Below are 19,264 nucleotides of genomic sequence, written 5' to 3'. Positions count from 1 at the left end.
TCTCACTTGTGCAGGGCCAGCGCCGGTGCGTCGGGCGCCGGGTGACGTCGATGAAACAACCGCTCCAGTTGCAGATAAATGACCGGCGTCGTGAACAACGTGAGCATCTGGCTCACCAGCAGGCCGCCGACCACGGCAATGCCCAGCGGCTGACGCAACTCGGAACCGACGCCGAAACCGAGCATCAGCGGCAGCGCGCCGAGCAGCGCGGCGAGGGTGGTCATGATAATCGGTCGGAAGCGGGTGATGCAGGCCTCATAAATGGCTTCGTGGGGCGTGAGGCCCTGCTCGCGCTGGGCCTGCAGGGCAAAGTCCACCAGCAGAATACCGTTCTTTTTGACGATACCGATCAGCAACACCACGCCGATCAAAGCCATGATCGAGAAGTCCTGGCCCATCATCCACAGCAGCAACAGTGCGCCGATACCTGCCGAGGGCAGGGTGGAGATGATGGTCAGCGGGTGCACGAAGCTTTCATAGAGCACGCCCAGAATGATGTACACCGCCACCAGCGCCGCAAGGATCAGCCAGGGCTGGTTGGCCAGCGAACTCTGGAACGCCTGTGCTGCGCCCTGGAAGCTGCCGATGATCGAGGCGGGCATGCCGATTTCGTTCTTGGCCTGATCGAGCATGCGCACAGCATCACCCAACGCGACCCCGGGAGCCAGGTTGAATGACAGGTTCGCCGCCGGGAACATCCCGTCATGGCTGATCGATAACGGCCCCATGCGCGGCGCACTGACTTTGGCCAGTGCCGACAGCGGCACCATTTCGCTGGTCAGCGGTGAGCGCAGGTAGAAGTACGCCAGGCTTTCGGCCTTGCCGCGCTGCTGGGCGTCCAGTTCAAGGATTACCTTGTACTGGTTGACCTCCGTCTGATACTCGCTGATCTGCCGCTGGCCGAACGCGTCGTACAGCGCCTGGTCGACATCGGCCGTGGTCAGGCCGAAGCGCGCGGCAGCACTGCGGTCGATGTCGATGTGCGTGACGCTGCCGCCCAGTTGCAAGTCGTTGGACATGTCACGAAACGCCGGGTTGCTGCGCAGCTTTTCAGTCAGCCGTTGTGTCCAGGTGTTGAGTAGTTCGCCGTCGTTGCTCTTGAGCACGTACTGGTACTGACTGCGGCTCGGCCCGGAACTGAGGTTGATGTCCTGCCCGGCGCGCAGATACAGAACGATGCCCGGGACTTTGGCCAGTTTGGGGCGCAGGCGGTCGATGAACTCGCTGACCGACACATCGCGTTCGGCGCGTGGTTTGAGCGAGATCCAGAAGCGGCCGTTGGCGATGGTCTGGTTGCTGCCCGAAACACCGACCGAATGCGAGAACGCCAGCACGGCAGGGTCTGCGCCGACGATCTTTGCCAGCTCCAGGTGTTTTTCCACCATGTCCGGGTAGGAGATGTCGGCAGCGGCCTCGGTGGTCCCGAGTGCAAAAGCGGTGTCCTGGACCGGGAAGAAGCCTTTGGGTATGAGGATGTAACCGACCACTGCCAGCGCCAGGGTCAGGCCGAACACGCCAAGCATCAGCCGCTGATGGGCCAGGGCCTTGCGCAAGCCACGCTCGTAGGAGGCGAGCAGGCGTTCACCGAATCCCGGTTTCTGATGCGGGTGATGGGTGGGGGCGCGCATGAACAGCGCGGCCAGGGTCGGCGCGAGGGTTAGGGAGACGACCACCGAAATAAGAATGGTCGCGGTTGCGGTCAGTGCGAATTCCTTGAACAGTCGCCCGACCACGCCGCCCATGAACAACAGTGGAATGAACGCCGCTACTAACGAGAAGCTGATCGACACCACGGTAAAGCCGATTTCCCCGGAGCCCTTTATCGCGGCTTCGCGCATGCCCTGGCCGGCTTCGAGATGACGGTGGATGTTCTCGACTACCACGATGGCGTCATCCACCACGAAACCGACCGCGACCACGATGGCCACCAGTGTCAGGTTGTTCAGGCTGAAGCCGAACAGGTACATCATCGCAAAGCTGGCAATCAGCGAGACCCCGAGTACCGCACTGACGATCAGGGTGGCTGACAGTTGGCGCAGGAACAGCGCCATGACCGCCACCACCAGCAGCACCGCGATCATCAGGGTCAGTTCCACCTCATGCAGCGAGGCACGGATGGTACGCGTACGGTCGTTGAGTACCGAGACATCGACGCTGGCCGGGAGCATTTCCTGCAGGCGTGGCAGCTCACCCTGGATACGGTCCACGGTGTCGACAATGTTGGCGCCCGGCTGGCGGAAGATGGCGATGTTGACGCCTTGCTGATCGCCGGACCACGCCTTGACGTAGGCGTTTTCCGAGCCCGCGACCACCCGAGCCACATCCTTGAGCTGGACGGGCGCGCCGTTCTTGTAGGAAACGATCAGTTGCGCGTAGTCCTGCGGCTTGAACAACTGGTCGTTGGAAGACAGGGTTGAAATACTGTCCTTGCCGTACAGGGCACCCTTGGCCAGGTTCAGGCTGGTCTGTTGCACCGCCTGGCGAATGTCCGCCAGAGTCAGCCCCAGCGCAGCCAGTTTCTCGGGAGCGGCCTGGACACGAATCGCCGGCCGCTGCTGACCGGTGATGAAGACCTGGCCCACCCCTTCGATCTGGCTGAGCTGGCGCGCCAGAATGGTTTCGGTGACGTCGCTCAGCTCGGTGCCGGGGATCAGGCTGGAGCTCACGCTGAGAATCAGCACCGGGCTGTCGGCCGGGTTGACCTTGCGCCAGGTTGGCAGACTGGGCAGATCGGCCGGCAGGCGTCCGGCTGCGGTATTGATGGCGGCCTGGACTTCCTGCGCCGCAGTGTCGATGCTTTTGTTGAGGGTGAACTGCAGCGTCAGGTTGGTGGAGCCCAGTGCGCTGCTGGAGGTCATCTGGGTCATGCCCGGTATCGCGCTGAACTGCACTTCCAGTGGCGTGGCAACCGAAGACGCCATCGTCTCGGGGCTGGCGCCGGGCAGCTGCGCTGTGACCTGGATGGTCGGGAATTCCGCTTCCGGCAACGGCGCGATTGGCAGCCGCGGAAAGGCAATGACCCCCAGCAGGACCAATGCAAAGGTCAACAACAAGGTGGCCACCGGGTGGTCGATGCACCACGCCGACACCGAGCCCCGGCCGTTCATCGTGCAGGCTCCGCTTGCGCGCTGGCGACATCCGCAGCAGGCGCAGTGATCACTTCGACCGTTGCTCCCGGGCGTAGCCGCGACTGGCCGTCGCTGACCAGTACATCGCCAGCACGTGGTCCGCTGATCAGTGTCTGTTCGCTGTCCTGATAGAGTACTTTGACGGGTACGACTTCCACCTTGTTGTCGGCAGTGAGCCGATAGACGAAGTGCAGGTCAACACCGCGCTGCACTACTTGTGGCGGCACTTTCAGCGAGTTGAGTTCGATACCGGTCTGGATCTTCACGGTCACCAGTTGCCCTGGCCAGAGTTGCTCGCCGGGGTTTTTGAACTGAGCCTTGGCGCGGATCGTACCGGTGCTTGCCGACACCTGATTGTCAATCAATGAAAGCGTACCTTCACCCAAAAGCAGTCCATTGGCCGCGCCGTCGCCCTGATACGCCTTGACGGTCGCAGCGTTGCGCTCGGCAATCAGCCCCTGCAGGGTCGGCAACATCTGCTGTGGCAGGGAAAATTCCACGGCAATCGGGTCGATCTGGGTCACTGAAAACAGCCCGGCAGCATCGCTGACGCGCAGGAAGTTGCCTTCATCGACATTGCGAATACCGACCCGTCCCGTCACCGGCGAGCGAATCTGGGTGTAAGACAGCTGCACCTGTGAGGCGTTGATGCTCGCTTCGTTGCCTTTCGCCGTGGCTTCGAGCTGCCTGACCAATGCCTGTTGCTGATCGAATGTCTGTCGCGAGATGCCATTTTCCTGGGTGAGCTGGCGATAGCGCTTGAGGTCCAGTTGCGCCACGTCCAACTGCGCCTTGCTCTGCGCCAACTGGGCGCGCGCCTGCTCCAGCGCGGCCCGGATAGAGCGGTCATCCAGCGTTGCCAGCAGGTCCCCGGCCTTGACCTGCTGACCCTCCTTGACCAGCACACGCGTCAGCACCCCATCCACCTGAGGGCGGATCACGACGCTTTGCAGCGACAGCACTGAACCTATCCCTGTGACGAAACGCGGCACGTCCTCAAGACTGACCGTGATCACTTTGACGGGCACAGCGACAGCGGCATGTTTGGGGAGTGTGGCCGGGCGGGTCAGTTTCCAGCCGGCAATTGCCGCACAGGCGATCACCAGGACGACGGCGGTGACGGTCAGGGTCTTTCTGCGCATATGAAGAAAACGCCAAGTGTCGGTACGGAAGTAATGTTTTTTACAGCTTCCTTATAGCCTGCAAACCCGGTCAACAAAATGACTTTCAGCTGTCAGGTTTGTCAGAAAGCCTCCAGCGGGTGTGGCGTGCAGTCAAGAAAAGTCGGAATTGGACGATACCTATGTTGAAGAGATAGTTGTCCAGATGTTTATAAAGTCCTAGGAGTTTTCCTACATTTTCCTAAGTAGGTTTCTGGCAGGTCATTCTCTCATCAACTTAAATTATCGTATGAGTCAGTGAATGGAGTACGCCATGAGCAGTCAGAAAATGAACGGAAAAGTGATGTGGAAGTTACGGACCCTTGATAAACGCTTGTGGGTCGTAATCCTGTCGGCGCTGTGGCTGACTGCTCCCGCTGTGTCATGGGCAAAGGACGGTGCAATAACGTTGCGTGGCAGTATCGTCAACAGCAGTTGCAAGGTTTCCAGTACAGAGATGATGGCGCCCGGTGTTCAGTCGAGAACGCTGGAAGTTGCACCCGGGGTCACTATTTATGTGAGCACCGAACGTAATGTCTGTGGTGAGCAGGCAATGCCCTTCTTGACGCAGTATCAGGTGTTGCCTGCAGCCGTGGTCATCGACGGAGAAGCCCTGCAGGCGCGCGCTGCGGTGGTCACGTTGAGCTATCAGTAAATACCGGTCTGTCGTGTTTTTTCGTCCGGACTGTCACGTTCTCAAGTGGCAGTCCAGTGCCAGTTAAGTTTGAGCGATAAATAATCTCGGCCACAGTGAAGGCGTCGGTAGTCTGTACCTGATTAAGGGCGCGCTTCTGTGTGGAAAAGGGTTTTTATCAGTGTGCCCGGCACACCTTATAATTATTCCTACAGACCTGTCCTGCGTGTCGTGTTGTGTTGTCTGCGGGGTGAAAGTTACCGAGCTGACAGCACTGAAATAGACCTGGCTCTATAGTGCTCACCGTCCGATAGCGGGCACACACGAAATAACACAAGGAAGGTCGTTAGCATGAAAAAGCTTTCTCTTACATTGGCAGTTCTGGGCGTAATGGGCGTTGGCATGGCAGGTACCGCCAGTGCGGCGAACAACGGCACAATGGTCTTCAACGGAACACTGACCAATATCTCCTGCGATGTGGGGCCGGGCACGGGTGTCAGTGCGGGGACCAACCCTGGCGAAATCAATATCGACCTGGGCAACGTGTCCTTCTCCGATATCGGTGTATCGAGCGAAAGCCGATTCGAGACGGCTGCCCCCATCCAGTTGCTGGTCAACTGCAGTGCAGGTGCAGACCAATACAACATGGTGAAGATGCGCCTTATTGCCCGTAACGGCAGTGGCCTGGACAACAACGACGCGAAACTCCTGCGCACCACCGGTGCGGCAGATGGCGTCGGTATCGGCCTGCTCAATGCGTCCAGTGTGCTGATGGATCTGAGTGGTGACGAAACCGTCGACACCACGCTGATCAAGGATGGCGCCAACGGTGCCACCGCTGAAATCAATTTTGGCGCGGTGTATGTGCTTAACGGCACGCCCACCAATCCTGGTAATGCCGACGGCTTCCTGCCGTTCGTGATGGATTACGAGTAATCGTGTCGGACAGGGCGGGCAGCGCTCGCTCTGTCCTTTACCGAATTCAAGGTGAACGTCAGCATGTTTCCCGATTTTTTCCTCTACACGGTGCTCGCCGCGTTGTTGTTCTGCGCATCCACTGCTCAGGCGGGCATCGTATTGAATACGACGCGAGTCATTTACCAGGGCACTGATAAAGAGGTCAGTCTGGGTGTTCACAACAGTGGCGGTGGAGAGATTCTCCTGCAGTCCTGGCTTGAATCGCCTGTGGCGGCGGCCGGCACTCACGAAAGTCTGCCGAACTTGCCGTTCATTGTCACACCCGCACTTACGCGTATGGCCGGGGGTGGCAGGCAACTATTGCGGATCATTCATTCCGGTACCGACATGCCCACCGATCGTGAGTCGGTGTTGTGGCTCAATGTTCAGGAAATACCCCAGACCGCAGCAGAAAACACGCTGCAGATCGCGGTACGTCAGCGCATAAAAGTCTTCTTCCGGCCTGATGGTTTGCAGGGTGATCCACAGCAGGCTCCGGAAAGACTGAACTGGCAGTGGATCGATGACACCGGTGTACAGGTCGAAAATCCCGGCCCCTACCATGTCTCCATGCTCCGGATTTCCATACGCCAACATGATACTGAGCTTGCCCTTCTAGACAGTCAGATGCTGGCGCCGCATCAGCGTCTGCGTATTCCGTTACAGCACACCCCGGCAAGTGCGCCGTTGCTGCTCAGTTTCGTCAGTCTCAATGACTACGGCGGACAAGTGCCTTATCAGGCAACCCTTACCCATAAACAACCGGTTAACGCCGGCAAGGCGTCGCCCCGATAAGCTGGCTTATCCACTGTCAGCGTTCACCATTCAAACCGTCGGGCCTCAGTGACAAGCAGCCCGGCAGACCTGCGTCTGTGTAAAAGGATTGCGCGGCGCGCGCGACAGCCGAAGTAGAGTGAAGACCGCTATGGAATGGCGCAAAGAAGTTAACAAGGGAGCCATTGCCCAGTGCGCGCTCCCTCACCCCCGACGCTGTGCGCTGGGTATCGGTTTCGGATTGACGTTGATGTTTGTACTCAACGCGTCAGCCGCCTCGTCGGGTAGCGACGGGGCAGCCAGATTCAATACGGCTTTTATCCAGGGAAGCGATCAGCCGGCTGACCTTCAGGAGTTTCTGCGCTCCAATAGCGTGCTGCCCGGTACTTACCGGGTTGATATCTACGTCAATCGCAAGCTGAGCGGCAGGCGGGACATCCGCTTTTTGAAAAATCCTCTGTCGGGCCTGATCGAGCCCTGCCTGTCGCTCGATATGCTACAAAGCTTTGGTCTGGACTTGAGTCGTCTGCCGTCAGGTGAGGTATCTGCCCAGGCCTGTTTCGACCTGCCTGCGCGTGTCGAATTTGCTCGCGTCGACTATCAGCCCGGTGCGTTGCGACTGACGATCAGTGTGCCGCAAGCGGTGATGTCGCGCGGTGCCCGTGGTTATGTATCGCCGGAGCTTTGGGATCAGGGCGAGACCGCAGGCTTTATCAATTACAACTTCAATGGCAGTCGGCGGCGTAACAAGGGCCTGGAAACGGATCAGTACTACGTAGGGCTGCGAAACGGCCTGAACGTCGGCGCCTGGCGTTTGCGCAACGAGTCCTCTCTGGTGGGCGGCAGTGACAGGCCATGGCGTTATCGCAGTAATCGTACGTTCGCGCAGCGCGACATCACTACCCTGAAAAGCCAGTTCACGCTGGGCGAGACGTTTACCGATTCGCAGGTCTTCGACAGTGTCCGCTTCAGGGGCGCGGCCCTGGCCTCTGACGATGGCATGCTATCTGACAGTGAGCGCGCCTATGCCCCGGTCATCCGCGGGATTGCCGAAACCAATGCGACCGTGGAAGTTCGCCAGAACGGTTTTCTGCTCTACAGCGGCAGTGTGTCGCCCGGGCCTTTCGAGATTGCCGATATCTATCCCAGTGGCTCCAATGGCGACTTGTCGGTGTCTGTCATCGAAGCCGACGGGCGCGTACGAACCTTCACCCAGGCCTATGCGTCGCTGCCGATCATGGTTCCCGCAGGCTCGTTGCGCTACAGCCTGGCCGGCGGGCAGGTCGACAACAACGACGACCAGCAGGCCTCTCCGGCGTTTGCCAGCGCAGCTCTGATCTATGGTCTTTCCGAACGGATTACCGGGTTCGCCGGGGCACAACTGGCCGAGGATTATCAGGCCGCGAATATAGGCACCGGGGTCAACACCGGGCTGGGCGCGGTGTCGATGGACCTCACCCGCTCGGTCAGCAAGGTGGATCGGCAGGCGCGCAGTGGGCAGAGCCTGCGGGTGCGTTATGCCAATACGCTGGACGTCACCGACACCACGCTGGCAGTGGCCGGTTATCGTTATTCGACCGAGCAATACCGGACCCTGAACCAGCACGTCAGCGACAGCGGCGCGCAGCGGCGAGTGTTGTCCTCCGGGCTGGCGCGGGATCGGCTGGAACTCAGTATCACTCAGATAGTGCCCGGCCAGTCGGCGTCGCTGAGCCTGACGGCGTCCGAGCAGCGCTACTGGAACCTGCCCGGCAAGACCCGGCAACTTTACCTGTCCTACAACGCGGCCTGGCGTTCGCTTAATTACAGCCTGTCCATGGAACGCAACGAGGATTTCGGGCGAGACGGTGACGCGAGCACCGACAATCGTATTGCCCTGAGCGTGACCCTGCCGCTCGGACCCAGCCCCGGCTCGTCGCGATTGTCTTTCAACGCGGTACGCGACAGCCGCGGCGAGTACAACGCGCAGGCCGGCCTCAATGGCCAGGTGCTGGGCGACCGCGACACGTTCTATTCGGTACAGGCTGGACGTGACAGCACCTCCGGCAGTTTCGGTGCCGGCAAGGTCAGCACCAGCACGGCATTCGGCCGTTTCGAGGCCGGTTATAGCCAGGGCCAGGACTACGATGCATTCAGCCTGTCCGCCGCGGGTTCGCTGGTGGCGCATGCCGGTGGTGTGAACCTGGGGCAGGCCTTGGGAGAAACCTTTGCGCTGGTTCAGGTGCCGGATGTCGGTGGCGCCCGCTTGAAATCGTTCAGTAACGTCGAGACCGCCGGCAACGGCTATGCGGTTCTGCCTTATGCGCAGGCCTACCGCACCAACTGGGTCAGCCTGGATACCCGGCAGCTGGGCGCTGATGTCGATCTGGAAAATGCCATCACCCAGATCGTGCCGCGCAGGGGCGCGATACCGGTGGTGCGCTTCAAGGCCAATGTGGGCCGCCGGGTCCAGTTCGAACTGGTCCGCACCGATGGCAGCAAGGTGCCGCTGGGCGCCAGTGTCGAAGATGAGCAGGGCAGGGCGCTGGCAGTGGTCGATCCAGGCAGCCAGGCGCTGGTGCTCAGCGAGCAGGATGCCGGCAGCCTGTGGGTGCGCTGGTCCGATCAGCGATGTCAGGCGACATACTCGCTACCGCCCAGAGATCCGTCGCGTGCCTACGAGCGGATCAGGGTGATATGCCGATGAGCGCTTTCGCTGGCGCATGCAAGGTGCTGTTGACGGCTGTGCTGTTGACGAGCGGCCTGGCGGCGCAGGGCGCTGTTTCGCTGAGTGGAACGCGGCTGATTTTCGACGGACAGTATCGCGAAGTCACGCTCGAAGTGCGCAATCGCGGCAAGTCCGAGGCACTTGTACAGGCCTGGCTCAGCGACGCCGCGGATGACGACGACACCCCGGGTGAGTTGCGCAAGGCGCTGTCATTCGTGGTCACACCACCACTTTCACGCTTGGCAGTGGGCGGCAGGCAGGCCTTGCGCGTGCTGTATCAGGGCACAGGCATGCCGCAGAACTACGAGTCGCTGCTGCATCTTTACGTGCTTGAGATACCCCGACGCCAGGACGGTGCGGGGCAGTTGAACATCGCCGTGCGCCAACGCATCAACGTGTTCTACCGGCCCCCCGGCCTTGACGGTGATCCGGCCGACACCCCCGCGCGGCTGCTGTGGACACTGACTCATGACCCGTCGCACGCCTTGGTGCTGACGGTCATTAACCCGACGCCCTATCACGCCGCTCTGCAAGCGCTGCGCATCGACGGTGTGCAGCTCGGCGATCATCTGCTGTTGGCGCCGGGCGCCCAGATTTCGATGGTTGTACCGGCGAGTGTCGAGCCCTCTGCCACGCATCGTTTTTCATACCAGGCGCTGACCGACTACGGCGGCCGACGGACCCATTGCGCACAGCTCACCGGGCAGACGGCCACTACCGCCAGGCTGCCGAAAAACAATTCCATTCAGGACGAATGCTGATATGAAACATCTCTCTGCCAGAGGCTGGCTGCGATCCCTTGCCGTGTTGCTGTTACTGCAGCCGGCTTCCACCTTCGCAGTGGTTTGTACCACTCAAGGGACGGGCGAGACCGAAATTCACGATGATCTGAGCAGTACGGTGGCAATCCCGGAGTCGATGCCTGACGGGGAAGTGGTATGGCGTTCCGAACCTCTGACTGTTCAGGTCGAGTGCGCCAGAGAGAGCTGGCAGTCCGAAGCGGAGGAAGTTTTTATCTACCTGAATCCGGACAATCGTTCGATCGGTCAGGGGATTCGTGCCGGAATGACGTTGCAGGGCATCGATCACCTGCAAGGCAGTGGTCGGGTCGGTACCGGTAGCTACGTGCCGGTGTGTCACGAGGGTGAGAGCACGCTCGAAAACTGCCCGAAAGTGCGCTTTAGCCTGGCGTTTTCGGTATTTATCCAGAAGTTCGGCGCTACACCGTCTTCCGGCGTGGCCAGTGATTTGCTCGATTACCGGTTTTTTCAGCTGGGCGGCGCGACAGACCCGAGTCTGCTGTCAGGGCGCAGCCTCAGTTATGTGATCAATAACCTACGGGGACTGAGGTTCGTGGCCTGCGATGCCGATCTGCAAGTGCTCCCGGAAACCGTGGAATTTGGCGACGTTGCGATACACCAGGTGGCCATTGGCAAAGTGACTGCCACCCAGACATTCTCCCTGCTGACCAGCCGCAGCTGTGATTCGCCGTTCAGCATCGATGCACGTTTCAGGCCGGTGACAGGCAATCTGTCTGGCGAGCTGCTGATCCCCGTCGGTAATGATTCATTGGGGATACGCATTACCAGTGCAGTCAACGGTCAGCTGCTACGTTACAACGAGCCATTCCATCTGGCGGAATTGCTCGGCGAAACCAACACGGCCAGGGCGGACTTCAATGCCGAACTGCTGTGGAACACCAACATGCCAAGGCCTGGACCGTTCAATGCCGAGGTGATGGTCGATCTGTTCTACAAATGACGGCGACAGGAGGCTCGGGCGGTTGTGCGGCGATTGATGTATGCTGCGCGGCCGCGGGCATCTGCCCGGCCAATTCGACTTTCTGGTGACACCATGACCACGCCTGAACAACCTCCTGTTCAAGACGCCGCAGCCGACTCCGTCGCAGACACTGAAAACAAGGCTGTCATTGCGCCTTTCAGCTTTCCGTTCAAGCCTTCGGAGTTTGCCCAGGCCAAAAAGGAGCCGGCGTGGCATCAGAAAAACAACAAGCACGGCCACCACAAGACCCCGGGCGTCGCGCCGGCTGGCACCCGCAGGTCGATGGGCAAGCGCTGATCGCCTGAATGATCCTGCTCAGGCCGCCTGCAAGGGGATGAACAGGTAGGAAACCGGCTGCCGGTCAGTCACCTCGGCACCTTCTTGTTGCAGGGTGTCCAGGACGTGCTGGCCGGCGACGTGAAACGCCCACTTCGAACCTTGGGTCCGCTCATCCTGCGCAGGATTTGCGACCTCTTCGATGGCAGCGGCAAACGCGCCCATGTCAGGCAGGTAAGCGACGAAACCATTGCCCTTGAGGGCGGTGGTACGAATGCCGAGCTTCTGGCAAATCAGCTGTTTGGTCTCTATCTCATCCCGGTCGGCCTGACGCGACTGTTCGATCAGGTCTATCAGTTGCGTATCAACCAGCCTGTCGTTGACGATAAGGTCAGGACCCTGCTCCCAGGACTCCGGCGGGCAGCCTTTGTTCTCCGGGCGTAACGGGATGTGCGGGTTGATCTCCATCGGATAGATTCGGCACACCAGTGGCCGGCGCTCGTAGATGCGACACAGGTTCTTCTCGTCAAGATTCCGGCAGCGCCCCACGTTGTAGGCCGCGAAGGTGATCGCCACAAAGGCTGTCGTGCTGCCAGTGCTGACCTCGGCCGAGCGACGGCTGGCATGGGTCAGCTGCGTCTCGGAAACCCCGTAGCCATTGCTCAGAAATGCCTCGGTCAGCACGATGACGTTGCCGCCATCGGCCGCCCACTGCGCGGCTTCGTCGAGCGTCAGCGGTACGTGATGGTCGGTGCAGCAGCCGCCACACCCTACGCAGGAAAACTTGGTGTCCATTATCTCGATGACCCGTCCAACAGGTAGGCGGCAAGCGACAACAATTGGTCACTCACTCGCTTGATGTGTCTCGGGAAGCAAGTTGCGCGCCAGACGTTGGCCGGGTCGGTCGCGGGTTCAGGCTGCAGGGATGTCGAAACGCTTGAGATAGACCATTGCGGATTTTTCATAAAGCCGCCGCGCCGCCAGGTTGTTTTCCATGACGTGAAGGTCGACCGATGCTTCATTACGCGTACGCAGATGGGTGAACAAATGATTGAGCAGGGCGTGGCCGATCCCGCTGTGTCGCACATCAGGGTGCACCACCAGATCCCTGATGAATGCGCTGGTCCAGCACACGATCACACCGACTACCGTTTCGCTACGCATGGCCAGAAAGCACAACGACGGATCGCATTCGGGATCGTGTTCGAATGCAGCCAGCCAGTCCGGATAATCCGCTACGCAGCCTGCCGCGCTGCCATACCCCAGGGTCAGCAGGCTGTGAATCTCTGCGGCTCGCTCAAGCGTAAGGGGATGTGGCTGGATGCCAGGCGGCCAGGCCGGGATGGGCACTGGCACTGCAAGATCCCGACGCATCAGCCAGTAATGCGCGGCGGATGCATCGGTCATGTTCGGACATTGTGTCGCTGTGCGCTCAGGGATCAGAGCCCTTGGGCGACCACCGTACGTGCGGCCTCGATCAGGCATTTGGTCAACTCGGGTGACGAGAACTTGGTCAGCACGGCATTGGCCCCGGCGATCTGCGACTTCTCGCTGTTCATCGCGCTGTCGAGCGAGGTGTGCAGCAGGATGTACAGGTCACTGAAGTCCGGGGTATCCCGAAGTGTGCGGGTCAGGGCGTAGCCGTCCATCTCTGACATCTCGATATCGGACACCACCACGTTGATCTGCCGCGCAGTACCCTGCAGATCGAGCAGAACATCGATGGCCTCTTTGGCACTGCGCGCCGTGTGGCATTCGAGACCGAGATTGCGCAAGGTGATGATCGATTGCTGCAGCGCAACCTGACTGTCATCGACGACCAGAATCCGCGCTTTGCTCAGCAGTTCCGCATCCTCTTTGGCCAGCTCTGTGGACTGCACGACGATCTGCGCAGGGGCGATACCGTGGATAACTTTCTCGATGTCCAGTACCTGCACCAGCACGCCGTCGACCTGGGTGACCCCGGTGATGAACGACTTGCTGCTCGACCCGTAGGGTGGCGGACGGATATCGGTGGTCAGGCAATGCACAATCTTGCTCACGGCCTGAACGTGCAGGCCCTGTTTCGAGCGGCTGACATCAGTGACGATCAGGCAGCCACCGTCGGGATCGGCCAGCGGCCGCTCGCCGATCGCACGACTCAGATCGATAACCGACAGCGACGAACCACGTAACGTCGCGATGCCTTTGACGTGTGGGTGCGATTCGGGAAGATGGGTCAGAGGCGGGCAGGGAATGATCTCGCTGACCTTGAGCAGGTTGATCGCCATCAGCTTGCCGCTGCGCAACGTGAAGAGGAGCAGCGAAAGTGAATCTGCTCGGACGTTCTTGGACATATGAACCTTCTGGCTGTAGGTGTTTCGTCGCCTGGTAGCGGCAAACAACTTTCTATGACAGGTTATCGACCTGAGGCGCGCTGGCTTGAGGATTTTTAACCGACAGCCGAGCGTGCCGTTCGCTTGCCATTGGAAGTCGTTGCACTGCACCGTGGCGCGCCCGACAAGCGGACTGCCCACGTGCCGATGGTGGCAGTCTGGCTTCGGTTGCGTCAAACCTGGGGAGGGCGGCAGATTGTCGCGCTCTGTATTCCGACAACCTGCGTAGCGGGTTCCCACGCCATAGTGCTTTGCCAGAAAGGCGCCCTGCGACAAAATACCGCAGCTATATATAGAAGAAGAGCTGCGACAAACTGACGCACCCTTCTATATATAGAAGGGCTTTGCATCCGGCCCCTGCAAAAAACGTCCTGGCGGTCGTGGATCTGCTGCCATGCAGACCACCTGGCCGGCAAATGCGTCCGTATGGCTGGCCAATGCTTGAGTTGCCGAATCAGACAGATGATCATCGCGCACGCCTCGGCCCAGTCAGGCCGTCCCTACCGTTGAGGCTGCGCAGGCTGCACGGCGCAGGCCAACCCTTTCATCAGTTCAGTAAGGTATGTGAATGAGCGACAACACGTTGTACCTGAGACGCGAAAAGCGCTTTCTGGTTTTGCTGGGCATCATCTGCCTGGCCCTGATCGGCGGCGCCCTGTACATGCAGATCGCCCTGGGCGAAGCGCCGTGCCCGCTGTGCATCCTGCAGCGTTACGCACTGTTGTTCATCGCCATTTTTGCGTTCATCGGCGCCGCCATGCCCGGACGCCGCAGCGTTACGGTGTTTGAAACCCTGGTCACCCTCAGCGCCCTTGGCGGCATTGCTGCTGCCGGCCGGCATGTCTGGATCCTCGCCCATCCGTCCGACAGCTGCGGCATCGATGTGCTGCAGCCGATTGTCGACGGCCTGCCATTGGCTACACTGTTCCCTACCGGGTTTCAGGTCAGCGGTTTCTGCACGACGCCATATCCGCCGGTTCTCGGATTGTCACTCGCGCAATGGGCGCTGACAGCGTTTGTCCTGACTGCAGTTCTGGTACCGGCGTGCATCATCCGCAACCGCCGCAACCCTTACTAACTACAGGGGCTTTCGCAAAAATGCCCCGTGAATGCGGGGCTTTTTTCGCGTGTAATGATGCGTTTGAAGAGCGATTGTTACGCATATAGAGAATAACTGTTACAAAATTAGGCATAGTCATTAAAAATTTACGTATCTACAATCCCCGTCAGTTGTCGTTCAGCTTGGCCGAACGATCAGCATTTTGAGGCTTGGAGCGTCCCCTGTGCACTCTGAACAGGCAGCGCAACGCTTGCCTCTGAGGGCGTATAATGGCCGCGTCGAAAGCGTCTGCCCGAAGTTTTGGGCAGTTCCAGCAACTCAAAAAACAAGAATCCATAGCTAAACCCGGACTTGTCGATACGCCGCTGTGCGTACTGGCGGCCCTTGTTCAATTCAAAAAAATTAGCCGGCACTGGCAGGGCGAAGTGTTGGCGGTCGAAACCCAACTGCACCGCGCAAGCTGCTTTTAGAGGTCGTGAAATGAGTAAAAAAAGGTACCCCAGGTTTTTTGGCTTCTTGGCCCTTTTCTGTATGCTTTTGCTCAGTGGATGCGATGGCGTACCTCTGCTCGATCCAAAAGGGCAGGTGGGTATCGAGCAGCGGAACCTGATCATAATCGCAACGCTGCTGATGCTGATTGTCGTGATCCCGGTCATCCTGATGACCCTGATCTTCGCCTGGAAGTATCGCGCATCGAACAAGGCCGCCAAGTACACGCCGGACTGGTCTCACTCCACCAAGATCGAAATCGCAGTCTGGGGCGTACCCATGTTGCTGCTGGTCTTTCTGGGGTACATCACTTACGTCTCGACGCACTCGCTGGACCCTTACCGTCCGCTTGATTCGGACGTCAAGCCGGTCACCATCCAGGCGATCTCGGTTGACTGGAAATGGGTATTCGTCTATCCGGACTACGGCATCGCTACGGTCAACAAGATCGTGTTCCCGGCCAAGACGCCGATCAATTTCCAGGTCACTTCGGACAGCGTGATGAACTCGTTCTTCATCCCGGGTCTGGGTGGTCAGATCTACGCGATGGCGGGCATGCACACCAAGCTGCATTTGATCGCCAACGAGAATCACGAATTCAACGGTATTTCGGCCAACTACAGTGGCGCAGGCTTTACCGGCATGAAGTTCAAGGCCATCGCTACCAGCCAGGCTGATTTCGACAGCTGGGTCAGCGAAGTCAAGAGCTCGCCCAAAAAGCTTGGCACGGCCGAATACGCCGAGTTGATCAAGCCGAGCGAACGCAACCCTGTCGAACTCTTTTCCTCGGTCACCCCGAACCTGTTCCAGATCGTCATCGACAAGTATGAAGGTATGAATCCAGGCAAGAAGGTTGTTGCTGGTGAGAAGGAAGTAGCCGGTGAGGCTGGTGCGGAAAAAGGCAAAAATTCAGCTGCTGGGGCAGAGGAGTAAACGATGTTTGGCAAATTAAGTCTGGAAGCGGTGCCGTTCCACGAGCCCATAGTCATGGTGACACTTGCCATGATCGCGCTCGGCGGCATTGCGGTTGTCGGGTTGATCACCTATTTCCGCAAGTGGACGTACTTGTGGTCTGAGTGGCTGACCTCTGTCGACCACAAGAAAATCGGCGTGATGTACATCGTCGTTGCCATGGTCATGCTGCTGCGCGGTTTTGCCGACGCGATCATGATGCGTACCCAACTGGCGATGGCCCAGAACGGTGCTGAAGGGTTCCTTCCGCCTGAGCACTATGACCAGATCTTCACCGCTCACGGTGTGATCATGATCATCTTCATGGCGATGCCGTTCTTCACGGGCCTGATGAACATCGTTCTGCCTCTGCAGATCGGCGCTCGCGACGTGGCGTTCCCGTTCCTGAACTCCCTGAGCTTCTGGTTGCTGGTAGCAGGCATGCTGCTCATCAACCTGTCTCTGGGTGTCGGTGAATTCGCCAAGACCGGCTGGGTTGCGTATCCGCCTCTCTCCGGGCTGCAATACAGTCCTGGTGTCGGGGTTGACTACTACATCTGGGCGCTACAGTTATCCGGGTTAGGTACGACGCTGACGGGGGTCAACTTCCTCGTGACCGTTCTGAAAATGCGTACGCCTGGCATGAAACTGATGGACATGCCGATCTTCACCTGGACCTGCACCTGGGCAAACATCCTGATCGTGGCTTCGTTCCCGATCCTGACCGCTACCCTGGCGTTCCTGACCCTTGACCGCTACCTGGACTTCCACATTTTCACGAACGAAATGGGCGGTAACCCCATGATGTACGTGAACCTGTTCTGGGCGTGGGGCCACCCTGAGGTGTACATCCTGATCCTGCCGGCATTCGGCGTGTTCTCGGAAGTCATCTCAACGTTCTCCGGCAAGCGTCTGTTCGGCCACAAGTCGATGATCTTCGCCTCCGGTGCGATCTGTATCCTGGGCTTCATGGTCTGGCTGCACCACTTCTTCACCATGGGTGCGGGTGCCAACGTCAACGCCTTCTTCGGCCTGGCGACGATGCTGATCGCGATCCCGACGGGTGTGAAGCTATTCAACTGGCTGTTCACCATGTATCAGGGCCGTCTGCGCTTCACTGCGCCGGTGCTCTGGACCCTGGGCTTCATGGTCACCTTCTCGATCGGCGGCATGACCGGCGTTCTGTTGGCGATCCCAGGTGCTGACTTCGTGCTGCACAACAGCCTGTTCGTAATCGCTCACTTCCACAACGTCATCATTGGCGGTGCGGTATTCGGTTACATCGCCGGCTTCGCGTTCTGGTTCCCTAAAGCGTTCGGTTTCACCCTGAACGAGAAGTGGGGCAAGGCAGCGTTCTGGTTCTGGATCGTCGGCTTCTTCGTCGCATTCATGCCGCTTTACGCGCTGGGCTTCCTGGGCATGACCCGTCGTCTGAACGCTACTGACATGCCAGAGTGGAACATCTACCTGGACGTCGCGCTGTTCGGCGCCGTGCTGATCGCCATGGGTATCGCTTCGCAGCTGATCCAGCTGTTCGTGAGTATCCGTGACCGCGACAACAACCGCGATCTGACCGGTGACCCATGGAATGGCCATACCCTGGAGTGGTCCACTTCATCGCCTCCACCGTTCTACAACTTTGCCGAGCTGCCAAAAGCTGACGACGTCGACCCGTTCACCGATGCGAAACGTGCCGGTACCGCTTACAAGGTTCCTGCCCGCTACTCGGCGATCCACATGCCTAACAACACGGCGACCGGCCTGTACATGGGTATGTTGCTGACGGTCTTCGGCTTTGCATTCATCTGGCACATCTGGTGGCTGGTAGGCGCAAGCCTGGTTGCGACCATTGCCGTCTTCGTTGCTCACGCCATGCGTGACGACCAGGGCTACATGGTGCCTGCTGAAGATGTAGCGCGTATTGAAGGTGAGCATCACAAGGTCCTGGCGGCCAACGGTGCATACACTCCTGTCAAGTCCTCGCTGGAACAGGTTTAAACAATGTCAAATATTGCAATCAACTCCGGAGCCCACGATCACGGTCACGACCATGATCATGGGCATGACGATCACCACGACAGCGGTGGCATGACGGTCTACGGCTTCTGGCTGTACCTGATGACCGACTGCGTGTTGTTCGCCTCGTTCTTCGCGGTGTACGCCGTGATGGTCAACAGCGTCGCGGGCGGCCCGTCGGGCCAGGACATCTTCCTGCTGCCATTCGTGGCTGTGGAAACCGCGTTCCTGTTGGTCAGTAGTATCACTTACGGCTTCGCCATGCTGGCACTGTACAAGGGCAATAAAAGCCAGGTACTGGGCTGGCTGGCACTGACCTTCCTGTGTGGTGCCGCGTTTATCGGTATGGAAGTCTATGAGTTCCATCACCTGATCGAAGAGGGCTTCGGTCCTAGCCGCAGCGGCTTCCTGTCAGCGTTCTTCGCGCTGGTAGGTCTGCACGGCGTGCACGTGACCAGCGGCCTGATCTGGATGGCGATCATGATGTTCCAGGTCCAGAAAAAGGGCCTGACCAACACCAACAAGACGCGCCTGAGCTGCCTGAGCCTGTTCTGGCACTTCCTGGACGTTGTCTGGATCGGCGTGTTCACCGTTGTCTATCTGATGGGAGCTTTGTAATGTCAAATTCGCATCACTCCGCTGAAGACAATAGTCACGGCTCAGTGAAGTCGTACATCATCGGTTTCGTACTGTCGATCATCCTGACAGCCATTCCGTTTGCCCTGGTGATGTCACCTTCGCTGCCGAAGGACATGACGATCGCGATCGTTCTGGTCTTCGCGATCATCCAGATTCTGGTGCACCTGCATTACTTCCTGCATCTGGACTTCACAAGCGTGCAGCGTAACAACGTGATGGCCTTCGCCTTTACCACGATGGTTATTGTCCTGCTGGTCGGCTTGTCGCTGTGGATCATCTTCAGCGTCCACCGCGAAATGATGGCGCATTGAGGAAT

General features: G+C 59.1%; 18 protein-coding genes. 13 read left to right on the top strand and 5 right to left on the bottom strand.

What is annotated here, in order from left to right:
* Positions 1-2 precede the first annotated feature (2 nt).
* Positions 3-3,107, bottom strand: coding sequence for a multidrug efflux RND transporter permease subunit (locus JOE29_RS19055; RefSeq protein ID WP_003421814.1), 3,105 nt, complete (start codon positions 3,105-3,107; stop codon positions 3-5).
* On the bottom strand, positions 3,104-4,270 hold the full coding sequence (locus JOE29_RS19050) for an efflux RND transporter periplasmic adaptor subunit (RefSeq protein WP_044311899.1): 1,167 nt from the start codon (positions 4,268-4,270) through the stop codon (positions 3,104-3,106). The genes JOE29_RS19055 and JOE29_RS19050 overlap by 4 nt, the downstream gene beginning before the upstream one ends.
* A 280-nt stretch (positions 4,271-4,550) precedes the next feature.
* On the opposite strand from JOE29_RS19050, the gene JOE29_RS19045 reads away from it, so the two are divergent.
* The 7 genes from JOE29_RS19045 to JOE29_RS19015 all read left to right on the top strand — a co-directional run bounded on the left by JOE29_RS19045 (position 4,551) and on the right by JOE29_RS19015 (position 11,439).
* Positions 4,551-4,943, top strand: a complete 393-nt coding sequence (locus JOE29_RS19045; RefSeq protein WP_161421190.1) for a hypothetical protein — start codon at positions 4,551-4,553, stop codon at positions 4,941-4,943.
* A gap of 330 nt (positions 4,944-5,273) precedes the next feature.
* Positions 5,274-5,858, top strand: coding sequence for a fimbrial protein (locus tag JOE29_RS19040; RefSeq protein WP_003314067.1), 585 nt, complete (start codon positions 5,274-5,276; stop codon positions 5,856-5,858).
* Between the two features lie 63 nt (positions 5,859-5,921).
* Positions 5,922-6,674, top strand: coding sequence for a molecular chaperone (locus JOE29_RS19035; RefSeq protein ID WP_210079769.1), 753 nt, complete (start codon positions 5,922-5,924; stop codon positions 6,672-6,674).
* Between the two features lie 202 nt (positions 6,675-6,876).
* Complete coding sequence (locus JOE29_RS19030; protein WP_210080025.1) at positions 6,877-9,339, top strand: fimbria/pilus outer membrane usher protein; 2,463 nt, start codon at positions 6,877-6,879, stop codon at positions 9,337-9,339.
* Positions 9,336-10,121 carry a molecular chaperone gene (locus tag JOE29_RS19025; RefSeq protein ID WP_103364954.1) on the top strand — a complete coding sequence of 262 codons (786 nt, stop codon included), beginning with the start codon at positions 9,336-9,338 and terminating at the stop codon, positions 10,119-10,121. The genes JOE29_RS19030 and JOE29_RS19025 overlap by 4 nt, the downstream gene beginning before the upstream one ends.
* Position 10,122: 1 nt before the next feature.
* Entirely contained in the window at positions 10,123-11,121 is a 999-nt protein-coding gene (locus JOE29_RS19020) for a fimbrial protein (RefSeq protein ID WP_210079768.1), read from the top strand.
* Between the two features lie 93 nt (positions 11,122-11,214).
* Complete coding sequence (locus tag JOE29_RS19015) at positions 11,215-11,439, top strand: hypothetical protein (protein ID WP_003415292.1); 225 nt, start codon at positions 11,215-11,217, stop codon at positions 11,437-11,439.
* Positions 11,440-11,457: 18 nt separating this feature from the next.
* Here the strand turns inward: JOE29_RS19015 and JOE29_RS19010 are convergent, their stop codons facing one another.
* The 3 genes from JOE29_RS19010 to JOE29_RS19000 form a co-directional block, all read right to left on the bottom strand.
* Positions 11,458-12,213 carry a YkgJ family cysteine cluster protein gene (locus tag JOE29_RS19010; RefSeq protein WP_003341865.1) on the bottom strand — a complete coding sequence of 252 codons (756 nt, stop codon included), beginning with the start codon at positions 12,211-12,213 and terminating at the stop codon, positions 11,458-11,460.
* Positions 12,214-12,330: 117 nt separating this feature from the next.
* Positions 12,331-12,792, bottom strand: coding sequence for a GNAT family N-acetyltransferase (locus tag JOE29_RS19005; protein WP_103363096.1), 462 nt, complete (start codon positions 12,790-12,792; stop codon positions 12,331-12,333).
* A gap of 65 nt (positions 12,793-12,857) precedes the next feature.
* On the bottom strand, positions 12,858-13,754 hold the full coding sequence (locus JOE29_RS19000; protein WP_003408993.1) for a chemotaxis protein: 897 nt from the start codon (positions 13,752-13,754) through the stop codon (positions 12,858-12,860).
* Positions 13,755-14,361: 607 nt separating this feature from the next.
* Here JOE29_RS19000 and JOE29_RS18995 point away from each other — a divergent pair.
* The 6 genes from JOE29_RS18995 to cyoD all read left to right on the top strand — a co-directional run bounded on the left by JOE29_RS18995 (position 14,362) and on the right by cyoD (position 19,259).
* Positions 14,362-14,871 carry a disulfide bond formation protein B gene (locus JOE29_RS18995; RefSeq protein ID WP_003314076.1) on the top strand — a complete coding sequence of 170 codons (510 nt, stop codon included), beginning with the start codon at positions 14,362-14,364 and terminating at the stop codon, positions 14,869-14,871.
* A 251-nt stretch (positions 14,872-15,122) separates the two neighbouring features.
* Positions 15,123-15,323 carry a hypothetical protein gene (locus JOE29_RS18990; protein ID WP_003314077.1) on the top strand — a complete coding sequence of 67 codons (201 nt, stop codon included), beginning with the start codon at positions 15,123-15,125 and terminating at the stop codon, positions 15,321-15,323.
* A gap of 10 nt (positions 15,324-15,333) precedes the next feature.
* Positions 15,334-16,275: a ubiquinol oxidase subunit II gene (cyoA, locus tag JOE29_RS18985; RefSeq protein WP_003421829.1), complete on the top strand. Its 942-nt coding sequence runs from the start codon at positions 15,334-15,336 to the stop codon at positions 16,273-16,275.
* A 3-nt stretch (positions 16,276-16,278) separates the two neighbouring features.
* Positions 16,279-18,291 (top strand): cytochrome o ubiquinol oxidase subunit I, encoded by a 2,013-nt coding sequence (gene cyoB, locus JOE29_RS18980; RefSeq protein ID WP_003341876.1) that lies wholly within the window; start codon positions 16,279-16,281, stop codon positions 18,289-18,291.
* 3 nt (positions 18,292-18,294) lie between these two features.
* On the top strand, positions 18,295-18,927 hold the full coding sequence (locus tag JOE29_RS18975) for a cytochrome o ubiquinol oxidase subunit III (protein WP_003421830.1): 633 nt from the start codon (positions 18,295-18,297) through the stop codon (positions 18,925-18,927).
* The gene (gene cyoD / locus JOE29_RS18970; protein ID WP_002552345.1) at positions 18,927-19,259 is read left to right on the top strand and encodes a cytochrome o ubiquinol oxidase subunit IV; all 333 of its coding nucleotides are present in this window, start codon (positions 18,927-18,929) and stop codon (positions 19,257-19,259) included. The genes JOE29_RS18975 and cyoD overlap by 1 nt, the downstream gene beginning before the upstream one ends.
* Positions 19,260-19,264 lie beyond the last annotated feature (5 nt).

Source organism: Pseudomonas sp. PvP009 (assembly GCF_017832995.1).
In the GTDB taxonomy this organism is placed as follows: Bacteria; Pseudomonadota; Gammaproteobacteria; order Pseudomonadales; family Pseudomonadaceae; genus Aquipseudomonas; species Aquipseudomonas syringae.
This window is presented reverse-complemented; position numbering and strand designations above follow the sequence as displayed.